The organism is Streptomyces sp. NPDC001315 (assembly GCF_042896175.1).
Taxonomy (GTDB): domain Bacteria; phylum Actinomycetota; class Actinomycetes; order Streptomycetales; family Streptomycetaceae; genus Streptomyces.
Genome location: NZ_JBIAWZ010000001.1, coordinates 889,310 through 905,034 on the forward strand (window position 1 = coordinate 889,310; position 15,725 = coordinate 905,034).

At 72.0% G+C, this 15,725-nt stretch carries 12 protein-coding genes and 1 riboswitch; of the genes, 10 read left to right on the plus strand and 2 right to left on the minus strand.

The features are described 5' to 3' along the window. Window positions 1–68: 68 nt before the first annotated feature. Window positions 69–821 carry a class II aldolase/adducin family protein gene (locus ACFY16_RS03885; protein WP_390645456.1) on the minus strand — a complete coding sequence of 251 codons (753 nt, stop codon included), beginning with the start codon at window positions 819–821 and terminating at the stop codon, window positions 69–71. Window positions 822–1,017: 196 nt separating this feature from the next. On the opposite strand from ACFY16_RS03885, the gene ACFY16_RS03890 reads away from it, so the two are divergent. From ACFY16_RS03890 to cobI, 10 genes are all read left to right on the plus strand, one after another. Continuing rightward, entirely contained in the window at window positions 1,018–1,767 is a 750-nt protein-coding gene (locus tag ACFY16_RS03890; RefSeq protein WP_390645457.1) for a lysozyme, read from the plus strand. Window positions 1,768–1,910: 143 nt separating this feature from the next. Continuing rightward, window positions 1,911–3,179, plus strand: a complete 1,269-nt coding sequence (locus tag ACFY16_RS03895; protein ID WP_390645458.1) for an anion permease — start codon at window positions 1,911–1,913, stop codon at window positions 3,177–3,179. A 34-nt stretch (window positions 3,180–3,213) separates the two neighbouring features. Beyond that, the gene (locus ACFY16_RS03900; protein WP_390645459.1) at window positions 3,214–3,435 is read left to right on the plus strand and encodes a hypothetical protein; all 222 of its coding nucleotides are present in this window, start codon (window positions 3,214–3,216) and stop codon (window positions 3,433–3,435) included. Between the two features lie 162 nt (window positions 3,436–3,597). Next, a riboswitch (cobalamin riboswitch) is annotated at window positions 3,598–3,733 on the plus strand. 100 nt (window positions 3,734–3,833) lie between these two features. Continuing rightward, window positions 3,834–4,778 carry a cobalamin biosynthesis protein gene (locus tag ACFY16_RS03905; protein ID WP_390645460.1) on the plus strand — a complete coding sequence of 315 codons (945 nt, stop codon included), beginning with the start codon at window positions 3,834–3,836 and terminating at the stop codon, window positions 4,776–4,778. Continuing rightward, window positions 4,775–6,307 carry a cobyric acid synthase gene (locus ACFY16_RS03910; protein ID WP_390645461.1) on the plus strand — a complete coding sequence of 511 codons (1,533 nt, stop codon included), beginning with the start codon at window positions 4,775–4,777 and terminating at the stop codon, window positions 6,305–6,307. The genes ACFY16_RS03905 and ACFY16_RS03910 overlap by 4 nt, the downstream gene beginning before the upstream one ends. After that, a complete protein-coding gene (gene cobN, locus ACFY16_RS03915) occupies window positions 6,304–9,954 on the plus strand; it encodes a cobaltochelatase subunit CobN (RefSeq protein WP_390645462.1) in 3,651 nt (1,216 codons plus the stop codon). The genes ACFY16_RS03910 and cobN overlap by 4 nt, the downstream gene beginning before the upstream one ends. Window positions 9,955–10,054: 100 nt before the next feature. After that, the gene (locus ACFY16_RS03920; RefSeq protein ID WP_390645463.1) at window positions 10,055–12,052 is read left to right on the plus strand and encodes a putative cobaltochelatase; all 1,998 of its coding nucleotides are present in this window, start codon (window positions 10,055–10,057) and stop codon (window positions 12,050–12,052) included. Next, window positions 12,052–12,660: a cob(I)yrinic acid a,c-diamide adenosyltransferase gene (gene cobO, locus ACFY16_RS03925; protein WP_390645464.1), complete on the plus strand. Its 609-nt coding sequence runs from the start codon at window positions 12,052–12,054 to the stop codon at window positions 12,658–12,660. The genes ACFY16_RS03920 and cobO overlap by 1 nt, the downstream gene beginning before the upstream one ends. Next, window positions 12,654–14,165 carry a cobyrinate a,c-diamide synthase gene (locus ACFY16_RS03930; RefSeq protein ID WP_390645465.1) on the plus strand — a complete coding sequence of 504 codons (1,512 nt, stop codon included), beginning with the start codon at window positions 12,654–12,656 and terminating at the stop codon, window positions 14,163–14,165. Before cobO ends, ACFY16_RS03930 begins: the two co-directional genes overlap by 7 nt. After that, window positions 14,162–14,911, plus strand: a complete 750-nt coding sequence (gene cobI, locus ACFY16_RS03935; RefSeq protein ID WP_390645466.1) for a precorrin-2 C(20)-methyltransferase — start codon at window positions 14,162–14,164, stop codon at window positions 14,909–14,911. The genes ACFY16_RS03930 and cobI overlap by 4 nt, the downstream gene beginning before the upstream one ends. Window positions 14,912–14,931: 20 nt before the next feature. Here cobI and ACFY16_RS03940 read toward each other — a convergent pair whose 3' ends face one another. Further along, window positions 14,932–15,660 carry a ZIP family metal transporter gene (locus ACFY16_RS03940; protein WP_390645467.1) on the minus strand — a complete coding sequence of 243 codons (729 nt, stop codon included), beginning with the start codon at window positions 15,658–15,660 and terminating at the stop codon, window positions 14,932–14,934. Between the last annotated feature and the right edge of the window lie 65 nt (window positions 15,661–15,725).

A 15,725-nucleotide genomic window follows, 5' to 3' on the forward strand; every position in this document is an offset into this window, starting at 1 on the left:
GCGGCGGACCGGGCGAGCGGCCAGTGGGCGGCCCGGGCGGGGTGACGTGAGCAAGCGCGGGAGGGGAGTCAGCGCCGCTGCCCGTACCCCCGCAGCCGCTCCCCCGCCTCCGCCATCTGCTCGGCCGACAGCAGGTTCGGCGTCAGGCCCGGCACCGAGGACGCCGTCAGCCACAGCCGGCACATCCACTCCAGCTGGGCCGTGCGGTCGTAGGCCTGGTCGAGGGTGGCGCCGTAGGTGAGGGTGCCGTGGTTCTGGAGGAGGCAGCCGGTGCGGTCGGCAAGGGCGTGGCGCACGTTCTCAGCCAACTGATCGGTGCCGTATGTCGCATAAGGGGCGACCCGGACGGGTCCGCCGAGGGCGCCGGCCATGTAGTGGATCGCCGGCAGCTCGGGGACGAGCGTGGAGACGGCCGTGGCGTGCACGGCGTGGGTGTGCACGACGGCGCGGGCGTCGGTGCTGCGGTAGACGGTGAGATGCATGGGCAGCTCGCTGGTCGGGACGAGGGTGCCGAGCACCTGGCGGCCGTCGAGGTCGACGCCGGTCACGTCGTCCGGCGTCAGCCGGTCGTAGGGCACACCCGACGGCGTGACCAGCACGGTGTCCCCGACGCGCACCGAGACGTTGCCGGAGGTGCCGACAACCAGCCCCTCGGACACGGTCCGGCGGGCCGTCGCGACGAGGGCGGCCCAGGCGCGCGCCCCCTCCTCACCCACACCGCTCCCCCGCGGCTCCCCCACACCTCCGGCGCCCTCCCGCACAACCTGTGCGCCGCCCCGGACGCCCCGTCCGCCCCGCTCGTCGCGCCGCTGCTCAGCCATGCCGCGATCCTGCCAGGCGCGGCCGCGGCGCGCTGCGGGGCCGGGGCACTGTAGGCCGGAAGCCGCAGCTCCGTAAGGGCGCATATACGTATAGATGCCTTTCTCGAGCCCCTTGGCCGGAGATCGACGGGCATGCACCGGTCCTCCAGTAGCCTCTGGGGGATTTGTCGTGCACGCAGCCATTCCGGGGGGAAACATGGCCCGTGATCGCAAACCGTCCCGCCACCGTGCCGGCGTGATAGCCGCATCGGTGGCGGCTCTCACGCTCGGGGGGACCGCGCTCACCGAGCTGCCGGCCTCGGCGGCGAGCCCGCCCAAGGGGCACGATGTCTCGTCGCACCAGAAGAACGTCGACTGGCCGAAAGCGAAGGCCAAGGGAGCCACGTTCGTCTACGTCAAGGCGACCGAGTCCACCACCTACCGCAATCCCTACTTCGACCAGCAGTACAACGGCTCGCGCAACGCGGGCCTGGTCCGCGGGGCGTACCACTTCGCGCTGCCGGACAAGTCGTCGGGCAGGACACAGGCGGCGTACTTCGTGCGCAACGGCGGCAGCTGGACCTCGGACGGCAGAACGCTGCCGCCCGCGCTCGACATCGAGTACAACCCGTACGACGGCAAGCACAAGTGCTACGGGCTGAGCAAGGCGAAGATGGTCGCCTGGATCTGGTCGTTCAGCGACGAGGTGAAGCGGCTCACCGGCCGCCGTCCGGTGATCTACACGACCACCCACTGGTGGAACACCTGCACCGGCGGCAGCAGCGCCTTCGCCTCCAGTCACGCGTTGTGGATAGCCCGCCACAACTCGGCCGAAGCCGGATCACTGCCCGCCGGGTGGTCGTTCTGGACCTTCTGGCAGTACGACAACAGCGGCAGCCTGCCGGGTGACCAGAATCTCTTCAACGGCTCGGCGAGCCGCCTGAAATCGTTCGCCCGGGGCTACTAGCCGTGCGGCATCCGGGCCGCTGCCTCCGAACGGAGCGGCGGCCCTCCGTTTATGACACTCCAACGCCCGCCTCAGTTCACCTTCCGTTCACCCAGGTTACTTACCTTCGTCCAGCCAATGACCTCGAACGATTGCCTGGGTAAATGGAAAGCTTCTCGCTGATCCTCGCGATTGTGGTGGTAACCGCACTTGCGTTCGATTTCACGAACGGTTTCCACGACACCGCCAACGCGATGGCCACGACCATCTCGACCGGTGCCCTCAAGCCCAAGGTCGCGGTGGCCATGTCCGCCACGCTCAACCTTGTGGGCGCTTTCCTCTCCGTGGAGGTCGCCAACACGATCTCCAAGGGTCTCGTCGACGAGACCGGCATCCGTCCCGAGGTCATCTTCGCCGCCCTGGTCGGCGCGATCCTCTGGAACCTGGTGACCTGGCTGGTGGGCCTGCCCTCCAGTTCCTCGCACGCCCTGATGGGCGGTCTGATCGGCGCCACCATCGCCTCGGCGGGCACCGGCGCCGTCCACGGCGACGCACTGGTCACCAAGGTCATGATCCCCGCCGTCGCGGCCCCGATCGTCGCGGGTGTCGCCGCGCTGTTCGCCACCCGCCTGTCGTACACGCTGGGCAAGAAGGCCGACGGCAAGTCCGCCGCGAAGGGCTACCGCGCGGGCCAGATCGCTTCGGCCGGCCTGGTCTCGCTGGCCCACGGCACCAACGACGCGCAGAAGACGATGGGCATCATCACCCTCGCCCTGGTCGCCGGCGGCGCCGTCGCGCCCGACTCCGACCCGCCCGTCTGGGTCATCCTCTCCGCCGGTCTGGCCATCGCGCTCGGCACGTACCTCGGCGGCTGGCGCATCATCCGCACCATGGGCACGGGCCTGACCGACCTCCAGCCGCAGCAGGGCTTCGCCGCCCAGACCAGCGCCGCGACGGTCATCCTGGCCTCCTCCCACCTCGGCTTCTCCCTCTCCACCACCCACTCGGTCTCCGGCTCGGTGATGGGCGCGGGCCTCGGCCGCAAGGGCGGCGTCGTGCGCTGGTCCACCGCGACCCGCATGCTCGTCGCCTGGGTCCTGACCCTGCCGGCGGCCGCCGTGGTCGGTGCCCTCGCCGAGTCCGTGACCGACCTGGGCGACTGGGGCACGGCGGTCGTCGCCGTCTTCCTGATCGCCTCCAGCGCCGCGATCTGGAAGCTCTCCCGACGCGAGGTCGTCGACCACAACAACGTCAACGCCACCCAGGAGCCGGCCGGCGTCGTGACCACGGCGATCGCCGCGGTGACCCCGCCCCCCGCGGGCACGGTGACCGAGGACCTCACGGCCACGATCCCCGCCCCGGCCACGATCCCCGCCCAGGCCACCGCCGCGGCCGCCGCCGACCCGGTGTCCCCGCCGGCCGCCGCCGTCTGAGCCCCGCGCACCCGGTTAAGAAGGAAGCATCACCATGAAGATCGACTGGGCAACCCTGGGTTCCGTGTTCGGCGTCAGCCTCGTGGTCACCGTGGCCCTCGTGTCCCTGTTCACCCTCGGCATCATGGGCCTCTCGCGCCAGGAGCGGGCCTCCGCGCAGGGTGGGTCCGCCACGCTGGCCGTGACGGGCGCGTACGCGTGCTTCGCGGCCTGCGCGGCCGCGGTGGGCTACGGGATCTACCTGATCGTCGCCTGACTCCCAGGCACACCGTTCGTCGAGACGAGGGCGGGAGGCACCCACGGGTTCCTCCCGCCCTCCCCTTTGCCCAACCGGCTTCACACAGCAGGCACATGCCGCGCGTGTGGGCCTTCACACACTCCTCCACCCCAGGTCAACAGCAGGTTGACGGCCCTTCCGGGCCCGTGGTGGACTGCCGGAGCCATCTACGGCGGCAGGAGAGGAAGCCGGTGCGAATCCGGCGCGGTCCCGCCACTGTCACCGGGGTAGTAAGCCCCGGGAGCCAGGAACTCTCACCGCCGGTCTCGTCGAACCAGGGCGCGGACACCCTGAGTGAGGACATATCGCCATGCTCGGCTGCGGATTGAGACTCAGCACCAGGTCGTTGCCCGGTCCCGCCGCGATCGGCTGAGCGGATGCGTGCCGATCGCGTCTTCGCGTACGGCGCCACGGCCGGCCTCCTGGGCGACCTGTTCCTCGGCGATCCGCGCCGTGGGCATCCGGTCGCCGCGTTCGGGCGGGCGGCCGGGGCCGTGGAGCGGGTGTTGTGGCGGGACCATCGGGGCCGGGGCGCGCTGCACACCATGGTGTGCGCCGGCGGCGCAGTGGCGCTCGGCGCCGTGGCCACCCGCGCCGTACGCACCTCCACCGCCGCCTCCGTCGCCCTCACCGCCGCCGCCACCTGGGCCGTCGTCGGGGGGACTTCGCTCGCCCGGGAGGCCCGGGCCGTCGGGCGGGCCCTGGAAGCCGGGGACGTCGAGGGTGCCCGCGCCCGGCTGCCGCATCTGTGCGGGCGGGATCCGCAGGCCCTCGACGCCGACGGGATCGCCCGGGCGGTCGTCGAGTCGGTCGCCGAGAACACCTCGGACGCCGTCGTCGGCGCGCTGGTGTGGGGGGCCGTCGGGGGCGTGCCGGGGCTGCTCGGGTTCCGGGCCGTGAACACCCTCGACGCCATGGTCGGCCACAGGTCGCCCCGCTACCTGCGCTACGGGTGGGCGTCCGCCCGGCTCGACGACGTCGCCGGCTGGCCGGGGGCCCGCCTCACCGCCGTACTCGCGGCCGTGGCCGGAGACGATCCGCGGGGGGCCGTACGGGCCTGGCGGGCCGACGCGGCCAGGCATCCGAGTCCCAACGCCGGTCCCGTGGAGGCCTCGTTCGCGGGGGCCCTCGGCGTGCGGCTCGGCGGGACCCTCTCCTACGCCGGGCGGGTCGAGCACCGGCCCGTACTCAACGGCGGTGACGGGCGCGCCGTCCGGGTCGCGGACATCGACCGGGCCGTACGGCTCTCCCGTCGCGTCGGCTGGCTCGCGCTCGGTGTCAGTGCCGCCGCGCGACTTCTCGTGAAGGGGCGTACGTCATGAGCGGTGGTCTCCTGGTCGCCGGCACCACCTCCGACGCCGGCAAGAGCGTCGTCACCGCGGGGATCTGCCGGTGGCTGGTGCGGCAGGGCGTCAAGGTCGCGCCGTTCAAGGCGCAGAACATGTCCCTGAATTCCTTCGTCACCCGCGAGGGCGCCGAGATCGGGCGCGCGCAGGCCATGCAGGCGCAGGCCGCGCGCGTCGAGCCGACCGCACTCATGAACCCCGTGCTGCTCAAGCCCGGGAGCGACCGGAGCAGCCAGGTCGTCCTCATGGGCAAGCCCGTGGGCGAGATGACGGCGCGCGGCTATCACGGCGGGCGGCAGCAGCAGTTGCTCGGCACCGTCCTCGACTGTCTCGCCGAGTTGCGGGGCACGTATGACGCAGTGATCTGTGAGGGGGCGGGCAGCCCGGCCGAGATCAACCTGCGGCGTACCGACATCGTGAACATGGGCATCGCCCGCAATGCGCGGCTACCCGTCCTGGTCGTCGGGGACATCGACCGTGGGGGCGTGTTCGCCTCCTTCTTCGGGACGGTCGCGCTGCTGTCGCCCGAGGACCAGGAGTTCGTCGCCGGGTTCCTCGTGAACAAGTTCCGCGGCGATGTGTCGCTGCTGGAGCCCGGGCTCGACATGCTGCACGGCCTCACCGGGCGACGGACGTACGGTGTCCTGCCCTTCCAGCACGGCCTCGGGATCGACGAGGAGGACGGACTGCGGGTCTCCCTGCGGGGAGCCGTGCGGGAGTCCACGGTCTCCTCCCCCGTCGGCGAGGACATCCTGCGGGTCGCCGTCTGCGCGATCCCGCTCATGTCCAACTTCACGGACGTGGACGCGCTGGCCGCCGAACCGGGTGTCGTCGTGCGGTTCGTGGACCGGGCGGAGGAACTCTCCGACGCCGATCTCGTCGTGATCCCGGGGACCCGGGGGACGGTGAAGGCCCTGGAGTGGCTGCGGGAGCGGGGCCTCGCGGACGCGGTGGCGCGCAGGGCCGCCGAGGGGCGGCCCGTGCTCGGCGTCTGCGGCGGCTTCCAGATCCTCGGCGAGCACATCGAGGACGAGGTCGAGAGCCGCGAGGGGCACGTCGACGGGCTCGGCATCCTGCCCGTACGGGTGCGGTTCGCCCGCGAGAAGACCCTCACCCGCCCCGTCGGCGAGGCCCTCGGTGAGCGCGTCGAGGGGTACGAGATCCATCACGGGGTCGCCGACGTCACCGGCGGGGAGGCGTTCATCTCTGACGCCGACGGACACAGCCTGGACGGCTGCCGGGTCGGCCAGACCTGGGGCACGCACTGGCACGGCTCGCTGGAGTCGGACGGTTTCCGGCGGGCCTTCCTGCGCGAGGTGGCGGCCGCCGCGGGCCGTCGGTTCGTACCGGCCCCGGACACCTCGTTCGCCGCGCTGCGCGAGGAGCAGCTCGACCGGCTCGGCGACCTGATCGAACAGCACGCGGACACGGACGCGCTGTGGCGGCTCATCGAGTCGGGCGCGCCGCAAGGACTGCCTTTCATCCCACCGGGAGCGCCCGCATGAGCACAGTGTTGTTGTTGTCGACCGCCGACACCGATCTGCTGGCGGCCCGGGCCTCCGGCGCGCCTTACCGGATCGGCAACCCGACCCGGGTCGACGTCGCCGAGGAGCTCCCGGGGCTGATCGAGGGCGCCGGCATCGCCGTCGTACGGCTGCTGGGCGGCAAGCGGGCCTGGGAGGACGGGCTGGCCGCGCTGAAGGCGTCCGGGATTCCCACCGTGCTGCTCGGCGGGGAGGCCGTGCCCGACGCCGAGCTGATGGCCGAGTCGTCGGTTCCGGCGGGGGTCGTGGCGGAGGCGCTGCGGTACCTCGTGGAGGGCGGGACCGCGAACCTGGTGGAGCTTGCCCGGTTTCTGTCCGACACCGTCCTGTTGACCGGTGAGGGGTTCGTCGAGCCGCTGAAGATGCCGGAGTACGGGGTCCACGGTGACCGTGGACGGGAAGAGGGCCGTCCGACCGTCGGCGTGCTCTTCTACCGTGCCCATGAGCTCAGCGGCAACACCGGCTTCGTGGACACCCTGTGCGACGCGATCGAGGCGCGGGGCGCCAACGCGCTCCCCGTGTACTGCGGTTCGCTGCGCGGTGCCGACGCCGGACTGTACGAGATCCTCGGGAAGACCGACGCGCTCGTCGCCACCGTCCTCGCGGCGGGCGGTACGCACGCCTCGCAGGCGTCCGCGGGCGGCGACGAGGAGGCCTGGGACATCGGCGCGCTCGCCGACCTCGACGTGCCGGTCCTGCAGGGCCTCTGCCTCACCTCCTCGCGCGCCGCGTGGGACGAGTCGGACGCCGCGCTCTCTCCCATGGACGCGGCGATGCAGGTCGCGATCCCGGAGTTCGACGGGCGTCTCATCACCGTGCCGTTCTCCTTCAAGGAGCAGGGCCCGGACGACGTCCCGGTGTACGTCGCCGACCCGGAGCGGGCCGCGCGGGTCGCCGGCATCGCCGTACGGCACGCGCGGTTGAAGCACAAGCCGAACGCGGAGAAGAAGCTCGCGCTGGTCTTCACCGCCTACCCCACCAAGCACTCACGGGTCGGCAACGCGGTCGGGCTCGACACGCCCGCCTCGGCCGTACGGGTCCTCGACGCGCTGCGTGACGCCGGGTACGGGCTCACCGCCTACCCCGACAACGGCGACGAGCTGATCCACCGGCTCATCGAGGCCGGCGGCCACGACGTCGAGTGGCTCACGGAGGACCAGTTGGCCGCCGCGCCCGCGCGCGTGCCGCTCGCCGACTACCAGGCGTGGTTCCACGAGCTCGACCCCGAGCTGCGCGACGGGATGGTGGAGGCGTGGGGCGAGCCGCCGGGCTCCCTGTACGTCGACGGGGACGACATCGTCCTGGCCTCCCTCCGGTTCGGGAACGTCGTCGTCGTGATCCAGCCGCCGCGCGGCTTCGGCGAGAACCCGATCGCGATCTACCACGACCCCGACATGCCGCCGTCGCACCACTACATGGCCGCGTACCGGTGGCTCGAGAACTCCTTCGGCGCGGACGCCGTGGTCCACATGGGCAAGCACGGCACGATGGAGTGGCTGCCGGGCAAGGGTCTGGGGCTCAGTGGCGGATGCGCGCCGGACGCCGTCCTCGGCGAACTGCCCCTGATCTACCCGTTCATCGTCAACGACCCCGGCGAGGGCACCCAGGCCAAGCGACGCGGCCACGCCACGGTCGTCGACCATCTGGTGCCGCCGATGGCCCGCGCCGACACCTACGGCGACCTGGCCAAGCTGGAGCAGCTCCTCGACGAGTACGCGCTCGTCTCCGACCTGGACCCGACCAAGGCGCCGGCCGTCCGGGCCCAGATCTGGACGCTGGTCAAGGCGGCCGAGCTGCACCACGACCTGCATGTCGACGAGCAGCCCGACGACGGTGACTTCGACGAGTTCGTCATGCACATCGACGGCTACCTGTGCGAGATCAAGGACGTGCAGATCCGGGACGGGCTGCACATCCTCGGCGGCGGGCCGGAGGCCGAACCGCGCGTGAACCTCGTGCTCGCCGTGCTGCGCGCCTCGCAGGTGTGGGGCGGTACGGCGAACGCCCTGCCCGGCCTGCGTGCGTGCCTCGCCGAGCATTTCGGCCTGGTCGAGAAGGAGTTGCTGGGCGAGCCGGGTGCGCCGGTGAAGGTGCCGGACGGGCTGACCTCGCTGGTCGAGGGACCCGCACGCACGGGAGCCGACGCGATCGACCTGCTGGAGCAGTTGTGCCGCCGGTTCGCCGAGGGCATGGAGGAACGCCGCTGGGACACGGCGGCCGTTCCCGCTCTGGTGCGCGAGGTCGTGGGCGTCGAACTGCCGGCTGCTGTCGCGGTGTTGGAGTTCGCGTGCGACGAGGTCGTGCCGCGGCTCGCGAAGACGACCGACGAGATCGACCACATCCTCAAGGCACTTGACGGCGGTTACGTCCCGGCGGGCCCGTCCGGCTCGCCAACCCGTGGGCTCGTCAACGTCCTGCCGACCGGCCGGAACTTCTACTCCGTCGACCCCAAGGCCATTCCGTCCCGGCTGAGCTGGGAGGTCGGGCAGTCGCTGGCCGACTCCCTCGTACAGCGGTACCTCCAGGACACCGGCGAGTACCCGAAGTCCGTCGGCCTGACGGTGTGGGGTACGTCGGCCATGCGCACGCAGGGCGACGACATCGCCGAGATCCTCGCGCTGCTGGGCTGCCGTCCGGTCTGGGACGACGCCTCGCGCCGCGTGACCGGGTTCGAGGTCGTGCCCCTGGCGGAGCTCGGCCGGCCGCGCATCGACGTCACGGTGCGTATCTCCGGTTTCTTCCGGGACGCGTTCCCGCACGTCGTGGGGCTGATCGACGACGCGGTGCGGGCGGTGGCGGAACTGGCCGAGCCCGCCGAGCAGAACTTCGTCCGCGCGCACGTCGACGAGGACGCCGGGGAGCACGGTGACCGGCGGCGGGCCACGGCTCGTATCTTCGGCTCCAAGCCGGGGGCGTACGGGGCCGGGCTGCTGCCGCTGATCGACGCGCGGAACTGGCGCTCCGACGCCGACCTCGCCGAGGTGTACGCGGTGTGGGGCGGCTACGCCTACGGGCGCGGGCTCGACGGGCGGGCGGCGCGCGGCGACATGGAGACGGCGTTCAGGCGGATCGCGGTGGCGGCGAAGAACGTCGACACGAGAGAACATGACATCGCGGATGCCGACGACTATTTCCAGTACCACGGCGGCATGGTCGCCATGGTCCGGCACCTGACGGGGACCAACCCCGAGGCGTACGTGGGTGATTCCGCGACACCGGACCAGGTGAAGACGCGCACATTGGGCGAGGAGACGCACCGGGTTTTCCGGGCGCGGGTGGTCAATCCGCGCTGGATGAGCGCCATGCGGCGGCATGGCTACAAGGGCGCCTTCGAAATGGCGGCGACTGTGGACTACCTCTTCGGGTACGACGCCACGGCCGGGGTCGTGGACGACTGGATGTACGAGAAGTTGTCGGCCGAGTACGTCTTCGACCCGGAGAACCGGGACTTCATGCGGGAGTCCAACCCATGGGCGCTGCGCGGCATCACTGAGCGTCTCCTGGAAGCAGCCGACCGAGGGCTGTGGGCCGAGCCGGACCAGGAGACCCTCGACCGGCTCCGAGCGACCTACCTCGAGCTCGAGGGAGATCTGGAGGGCGACGAATGAGCACCTTCCGAACCCCCGCGTCGGCGGGGAGCACACACGCGGCCCCGCAGCGTGCAGCCGAGCCGAACTCCCACCCGTCATCCGAAGGAGTGATCACCGCGTGAGCACGCCCTACCCGTTCACTGCCATCGTCGGCCAGGACGACCTGCGCCTGGCGCTGCTCCTCAACGCGGTGAGCGCCAGAGTCGGCGGAGTTCTCGTGCGCGGCGAGAAGGGCACCGCGAAGAGCACGGCCGTGCGCGCCCTGTCGGCGCTCATGCCGGAGGTGGACGTCGTCGCCGGGTGCCGGTTCTCGTGCGACCCCGCCGTGCCCGACCCGGCCTGCCCGGACGGGCCACACGAGATGGGGTCCGGTGCGTCGCGGCCCGCGCGGATGGTGGAGCTGCCGGTGGGCGCGTCGGAGGACCGGCTCGTCGGCGCGCTCGACATCGAGCGTGCTCTGGCCGAGGGCGTGAAAGCCTTCGAACCAGGTCTCTTGGCCGACGCGCACCGCGGCATCCTGTACGTCGACGAGGTCAACTTGTTGCACGACCATCTCGTCGACCTCTTGTTGGACGCCGCTGCCATGGGCGCCTCCTACGTCGAGCGCGAGGGTGTCTCCGTACGGCACGCCGCTCGCTTCCTGCTGGTCGGAACCATGAACCCCGAAGAGGGCGAGTTGCGACCCCAGTTGCTGGACCGTTTCGGCCTGACGGTGGAGGTCGCGGCCTCGCGCGAGGCGGAGCAGCGGGTGGAGGTCGTGCGGCGGCGGCTGGCGTACGACGACGACCCGGCCGGGTTCGCGGCGCGTTGGGCCGACGAGGAGGCCGCCGTACGTCAACGCATCATCGCCGCACGGCAGTTGTTGCCGTCCGTGCGCCTCGGCGACGGGGCGCTGCTGCAGATCGCGGCGACGTGTGCGGCCTTCGAGGTCGACGGCATGCGGGCCGACATCGTGATGGCGCGTACAGCGACGGCGCTGGCGGCCTGGGCGGGGCGTACCGACGTGCTCGCCGAGGACGTACGGCAGGCGGCGCTGCTGGCGCTGCCGCACCGGCGCAGGCGGAATCCCTTCGACGCGCCCGGGTTGGACGAGGACAAGCTCGACGAGACGCTGGAGGAGTTCGGCGGCGAGGACGAGGATCCCGACCCGGACGGGCCCGGTGGCGGTGGTGGGCATCCCGTGCCCGACAGCGGTCCGCAGGGCGGTGACACGTCCGCTCGGCCCGAGGCCGGGAAGGACGGGGAGCCACAGGCCTCCGGTGCCGGCTCGGGCGAGCAGGCCCCCGCACGGGCTGCCGAGCCGTTCCGCACCAAGGCGCTGAGCGTGCCCGGGATCGGCGAGGGTGCCGCCGGGCGGCGTTCCCGGGCGCGGACCGAGCACGGGCGGACGACGGGGTCACGGCGGCCGCAGGAGAAGCTCTCCAAGCTGCACCTGGCGGCGACCGTCCAGGCGGCGGCACCGCATCAGCGGGCGCGGGGTCGCTCCGGGCCGGGGCTGGTCGTGCGCCGGGGCGATCTCAGGCAAGCGGTGCGAGAAGGCCACGAATCCAATCTCGTGCTGTTCGTCGTCGACGCCTCCGGGTCGATGGCGGCCCGGCAGCGGATGAGTGCCGTGAAGGGTGCTGTCCTGTCGCTGCTGCTCGACGCGTACCAGCGGCGGGACAAGGTGGGGCTGGTGACCTTCCGGGGGGCGGCGGCGGAGGTGGCGTTGCCGCCGACGTCGTCCGTGGACGCGGCTGCGGCGCGGCTGGAGTCGCTGCCGACCGGCGGGCGGACACCGCTCGCGGCCGGGCTGTTGCGCGCGCACGAGGTGTTGCGTGTGGAGCGGCTGCGGGATCCCGCTCGGCGGGCGCTGGTCGTGGTCGTGACGGACGGGCGGGCCACGGGTGGGCCGGAGCCGGTGGCCCTGGCCGGGCGCGCGGCCCGGTTGTTCGCGGCCGAGGGTGTCGCGTCCGTCGTCGTGGACTGCGAGTCCGGGCCCGTGCGGCTGGGGCTCGCCGGGCAGCTGGCGGGTGAGCTGGGCGGTACGGCGGTGACGCTGGACGAGCTGCGGGCGGACTCGATCGCCGGGCTGGTCAAGGATGTGCGGGGGAGCAGCAGGGGGAGGGCCGCGTAATGCCTCAGGGACAGCCGAGTGTCGTGCCGGACGACGGACTGACGACCCGTCAGCGGCGCAATCGTCCACTGGTCGTCGTGCACACCGGGATCGGCAAGGGCAAGTCCACCGCCGCGTTCGGGCTCGCGCTGCGTGCCTGGAACCAGGGCTGGCCCATCGGGGTGTTCCAGTTCGTCAAGTCGGCGAAGTGGAAGGTCGGCGAGGAGAACGCTCTTCGGGTGCTGGGGGCGTCCGGTGAGGGCGGGACCGTCGACTGGCACAAGATGGGCGAGGGCTGGTCGTGGGTGCAGCGCGATCTCCAGGGGGACAACTTCAGCAACGAGGAGAAGGCCCGGGAGGGCTGGGAGCAGGTCAAGCGGGACCTGGCGGCCGAGACGTACAAGTTGTACGTGCTGGACGAGTTCGCGTACCCGATGCACTGGGGCTGGATCGACACCGATGAGGTGATCTCCGTGCTGCGGGACCGGCCCGGTACGCAGCATGTCGTCATCACCGGGCGGAACGCGCCCGAGAAGCTCGTCGGCTTCGCCGACCTCGTCACCGACATGTCCAAGGTCAAGCACCCGATGGACGCGGGCCAGAAGGGCCAGAGGGGCATCGAGTGGTGACGTCCGTACCCCGGCTGGTGATTGCCGCGCCGTCCTCCGGCAGCGGCAAGACCACCGTCGCCACGGGGTTGATGGCCGCCTTCGCGGCGCGGGGGCTTTCCGTGTCCCCGCACAAGGTCGGTCCCGACTACATCGACCCCGGGTATCACGCGCTCGCCACCGGGCGGGTGGGGCGCAACCTCGACGCGTACCTGTGCGGGCCGGAGTTGATCGGGCCGCTGTTCGCGCATGGGGCGCGCGGGTGCGATGTCGCTGTCGTCGAAGGTGTCATGGGGCTCTACGACGGTGCCGCGGGGGAGGGTGAACTGGCGTCCACCGCTCATGTCGCGAAGCTGCTGCGGGCGCCGGTGGTACTGGTCGTGGACGCCTCGTCGCAGTCGCGGTCCGTGGCGGCGCTGGTGCACGGGTTCGCGTCGTGGGATCCGGAGATCCGGGTCGGGGGCGTGATTCTGAACAAGGTCGCGTCGGATCGGCACGAGGAGTTGTTGCGGGAGGCGTTGGACTCGGCGGGGGTGCCCGTGCTGGGGGTGCTGCGGCGGGTCGCGCAGGTGGACACGCCGTCCCGGCATCTGGGTCTGGTGCCGGTCGCCGAGCGGCGGGCGGAGGCGGTGGCGGCTGTCGCCGCGATGGCTGCGCAGGTGCGGGAAGGGTGTGATCTGGAGGCGTTGCTCGGGCTGGCGCGGGGCGCGGGGGCGTTGTCGTGTGCGGCTTGGGACGCGGCTGAGGTGATTGCTTCTTCGCCCCTGCCGCCCCTTCCCTCCCCCACTCTCGGCTTCGCTCGAGCGGGGGGACCCCCATCGTCCCTGGGGGCTCTGCCCCCAGACCCCCTTTTTCAGCCCGGACGGCCTCGTCCGCAAGCTCCCCCGCTCTCGGCTTCGCCCGAGCGGGGGGACCCCCGCGACGGGCTGGCAGTAGCCGTTGCCGGTGGGCCCGCGTTCACCTTCTCCTACGCCGAGCACGCCGAGCTGCTCACCGCCGCCGGCGCCGAGGTCGTCCCCTTCGATCCCCTCCGGGACGAGCAACTCCCGGAGGGTACGCGGGGGTTGGTCATCGGCGGTGGCTTTCCCGAGGTGTACGCCGCCGAGCTGTCCGCCAACGAGCCGCTGCGCAAGGCCGTTGCCGAGCTCGCGCTGGGTGGTGCTCCCGTCGCCGCCGAGTGTGCCGGGCTGCTGTATCTGTGCCGGGAGCTGGACGGGCTGCCCATGTGCGGGGTGCTCGACACCCGGGCGCGGATGAGCGAGCGGCTCACCCTCGGGTACCGGGACGCCGTGGCCGTGAGTGACAGCGTGCTCGCCGCCGCCGGGCAGCGGATGCGCGGGCACGAGTTCCATCGGACCGTCGTCGAGCCGGGGGCGGGAGAGAGTCCCGCCTGGGGGGTTCGTGCTCCTCGGCCGCGGGTCGAAGGTTTTGTACAAGCAGGTGTGCACGCGAGCTATCTGCACACCCACTGGGCGTCCGCGCCCGGTGTCGCCCGTCGGTTCGTCGAGAGGTGCCGGACGTCATGAGCAGCAGGCTGATCGGAGTCGGGGTCGGTCCCGGCGACCCCGAGCTGGTGACCGTCAAGGGGGTCAACGCGCTGCGGGAGGCCGACGTGGTCGTCGTACCCGTCATGGCCGCGTCCGACGGCTCCGATGGCGGTGAGCGCGGGCGGGCCGAGGCGACCGTGCTGCACTACGTGCCCGAGGAGAAGGTCGTCCGGGTGGTGTTCGCGCTCAACGAGCGCAGCGACCGGGCGCGGCGCGAGGCCGCCTGGGACGCGGCCGGGACGCGGGTCGCCCGGCTGCTCGAGGCGCACGACAGCGTCGCCTTCGCGACCATCGGTGACCCGAACGTGTACTCCACCTTCACCTATCTCGCGCAGACCATCGCCGAGCTGGTGCCGGGCGTCGTCGTCGAGACCGTGCCCGGGATCACCGCCATGCAGGATCTCGCGGCGCGTTCGGGGGCGGTCCTCACCGAGGGGACCGAGCCGCTGACGCTGGTGCCCGTCACCGCGGGGGCCGCCGTGCTCAAGGACGCGCTGAACGGGACCGGCACCGTCGTCGCGTACAAGTTCGGGCGGCAGGCCGAGGAGGTCGCGGAGGCGCTGCGCGAGACCGGACGGATCAAGGACGCCGTGTGGGGCTCGGCGCTGGGGCTGGCGGAGGAGTCCATCCGGCCGGCCGCCGACCTCGGGGACGGCCCCCTGCCCTATCTCTCGACGCTCATCGCACCCGCGCCGCGGGCCGGCGGGCGGGGCGGCAAGCTGTGACGGCCCGCGGACGGTCCGGCTCACCCGGCCAGGCCCACCACCAGCCAGATGAACGCCGCGCCCGCGATCGTGCACAGCAGGGTCGAGCGGGCGGGGTGCTCGTGGTGGGCCTCGGGGAGGATCTCGGCCGCCGCGAGGTAGAGCAGCACACCGCCGAAGAGGCCGAGATAGCCGCCGAGCAGTTGCTTCGGGATGGTGAAGAACAGGGTCGAGGCCGCGCCGACGACCGGTGCCGCCGCGTCCGCGAACAGCATGATGAGGGCCTTGCGGCGGGCGTTCCCGTACAGGCTGGTGAGCGTGTACGTGTTGAAGCCGTCCGCGAAGTCGTGGGCGATCACCGCGAGCGCGACCGCCGTGCCCATCCCGCCGCCGACCTGGAAGGCCGCGCCGATCGCCACACCGTCCAGCGCACTGTGCCCGACCATCGCGGCAGCCGCCGTCAGACCCACCTCGGGAGCCCGGCCGTCGGTCTCCTCGGCGCCATGTGCGGCCTGGCGGGCGGCCAGCAGACGTTCCACCAGATGGGCGAGCAGGAAACCGGCCACGAAGAGCAGGAGCGCGGCCGGCACGCCGTAGATCTCGGTGCCCGCCGCCTCCAGTGCCTCGGGCAGCAGGTCCAGGCCGACCACGCCCAGCATCAGGCCGCCGGCCAGGCCGAGGACCAGGTGGCGGCGGTCGGTGACCCGCTGTGCCGTCCAGCCGCCGGCCAGCGTCATCAGGAACGCGCCGAGCGCGACGAAGACCGCCATGTGCCCTTGCTATCCGATCGACCCCCGCTCGCGCACGTCCGACCCCCATCACGTTGAAGTTCCGT

What these genes read in the sequence shown, in the direction of transcription:
- ACFY16_RS03885 (WP_390645456.1), bottom strand. Translation starts at nt 821, where the DNA reads ATGGCTGAGCAGCGGCGCGACGAGCGGGGCGGACGGGGCGTCCGGGGC.
- ACFY16_RS03890 (WP_390645457.1), top strand. Translation starts at nt 1,018, where the DNA reads ATGGCCCGTGATCGCAAACCGTCCCGCCACCGTGCCGGCGTGATAGCC.
- ACFY16_RS03895 (WP_390645458.1), top strand. Translation starts at nt 1,911, where the DNA reads ATGGAAAGCTTCTCGCTGATCCTCGCGATTGTGGTGGTAACCGCACTT.
- ACFY16_RS03900 (WP_390645459.1), top strand. Translation starts at nt 3,214, where the DNA reads ATGAAGATCGACTGGGCAACCCTGGGTTCCGTGTTCGGCGTCAGCCTC.
- ACFY16_RS03905 (WP_390645460.1), top strand. Translation starts at nt 3,834, where the DNA reads ATGCGTGCCGATCGCGTCTTCGCGTACGGCGCCACGGCCGGCCTCCTG.
- ACFY16_RS03910 (WP_390645461.1), top strand. Translation starts at nt 4,775, where the DNA reads ATGAGCGGTGGTCTCCTGGTCGCCGGCACCACCTCCGACGCCGGCAAG.
- cobN (WP_390645462.1), top strand. Translation starts at nt 6,304, where the DNA reads ATGAGCACAGTGTTGTTGTTGTCGACCGCCGACACCGATCTGCTGGCG.
- cobO (WP_390645464.1), top strand. Translation starts at nt 12,052, where the DNA reads ATGCCTCAGGGACAGCCGAGTGTCGTGCCGGACGACGGACTGACGACC.
- cobI (WP_390645466.1), top strand. Translation starts at nt 14,162, where the DNA reads ATGAGCAGCAGGCTGATCGGAGTCGGGGTCGGTCCCGGCGACCCCGAG.
- ACFY16_RS03940 (WP_390645467.1), bottom strand. Translation starts at nt 15,660, where the DNA reads ATGGCGGTCTTCGTCGCGCTCGGCGCGTTCCTGATGACGCTGGCCGGC.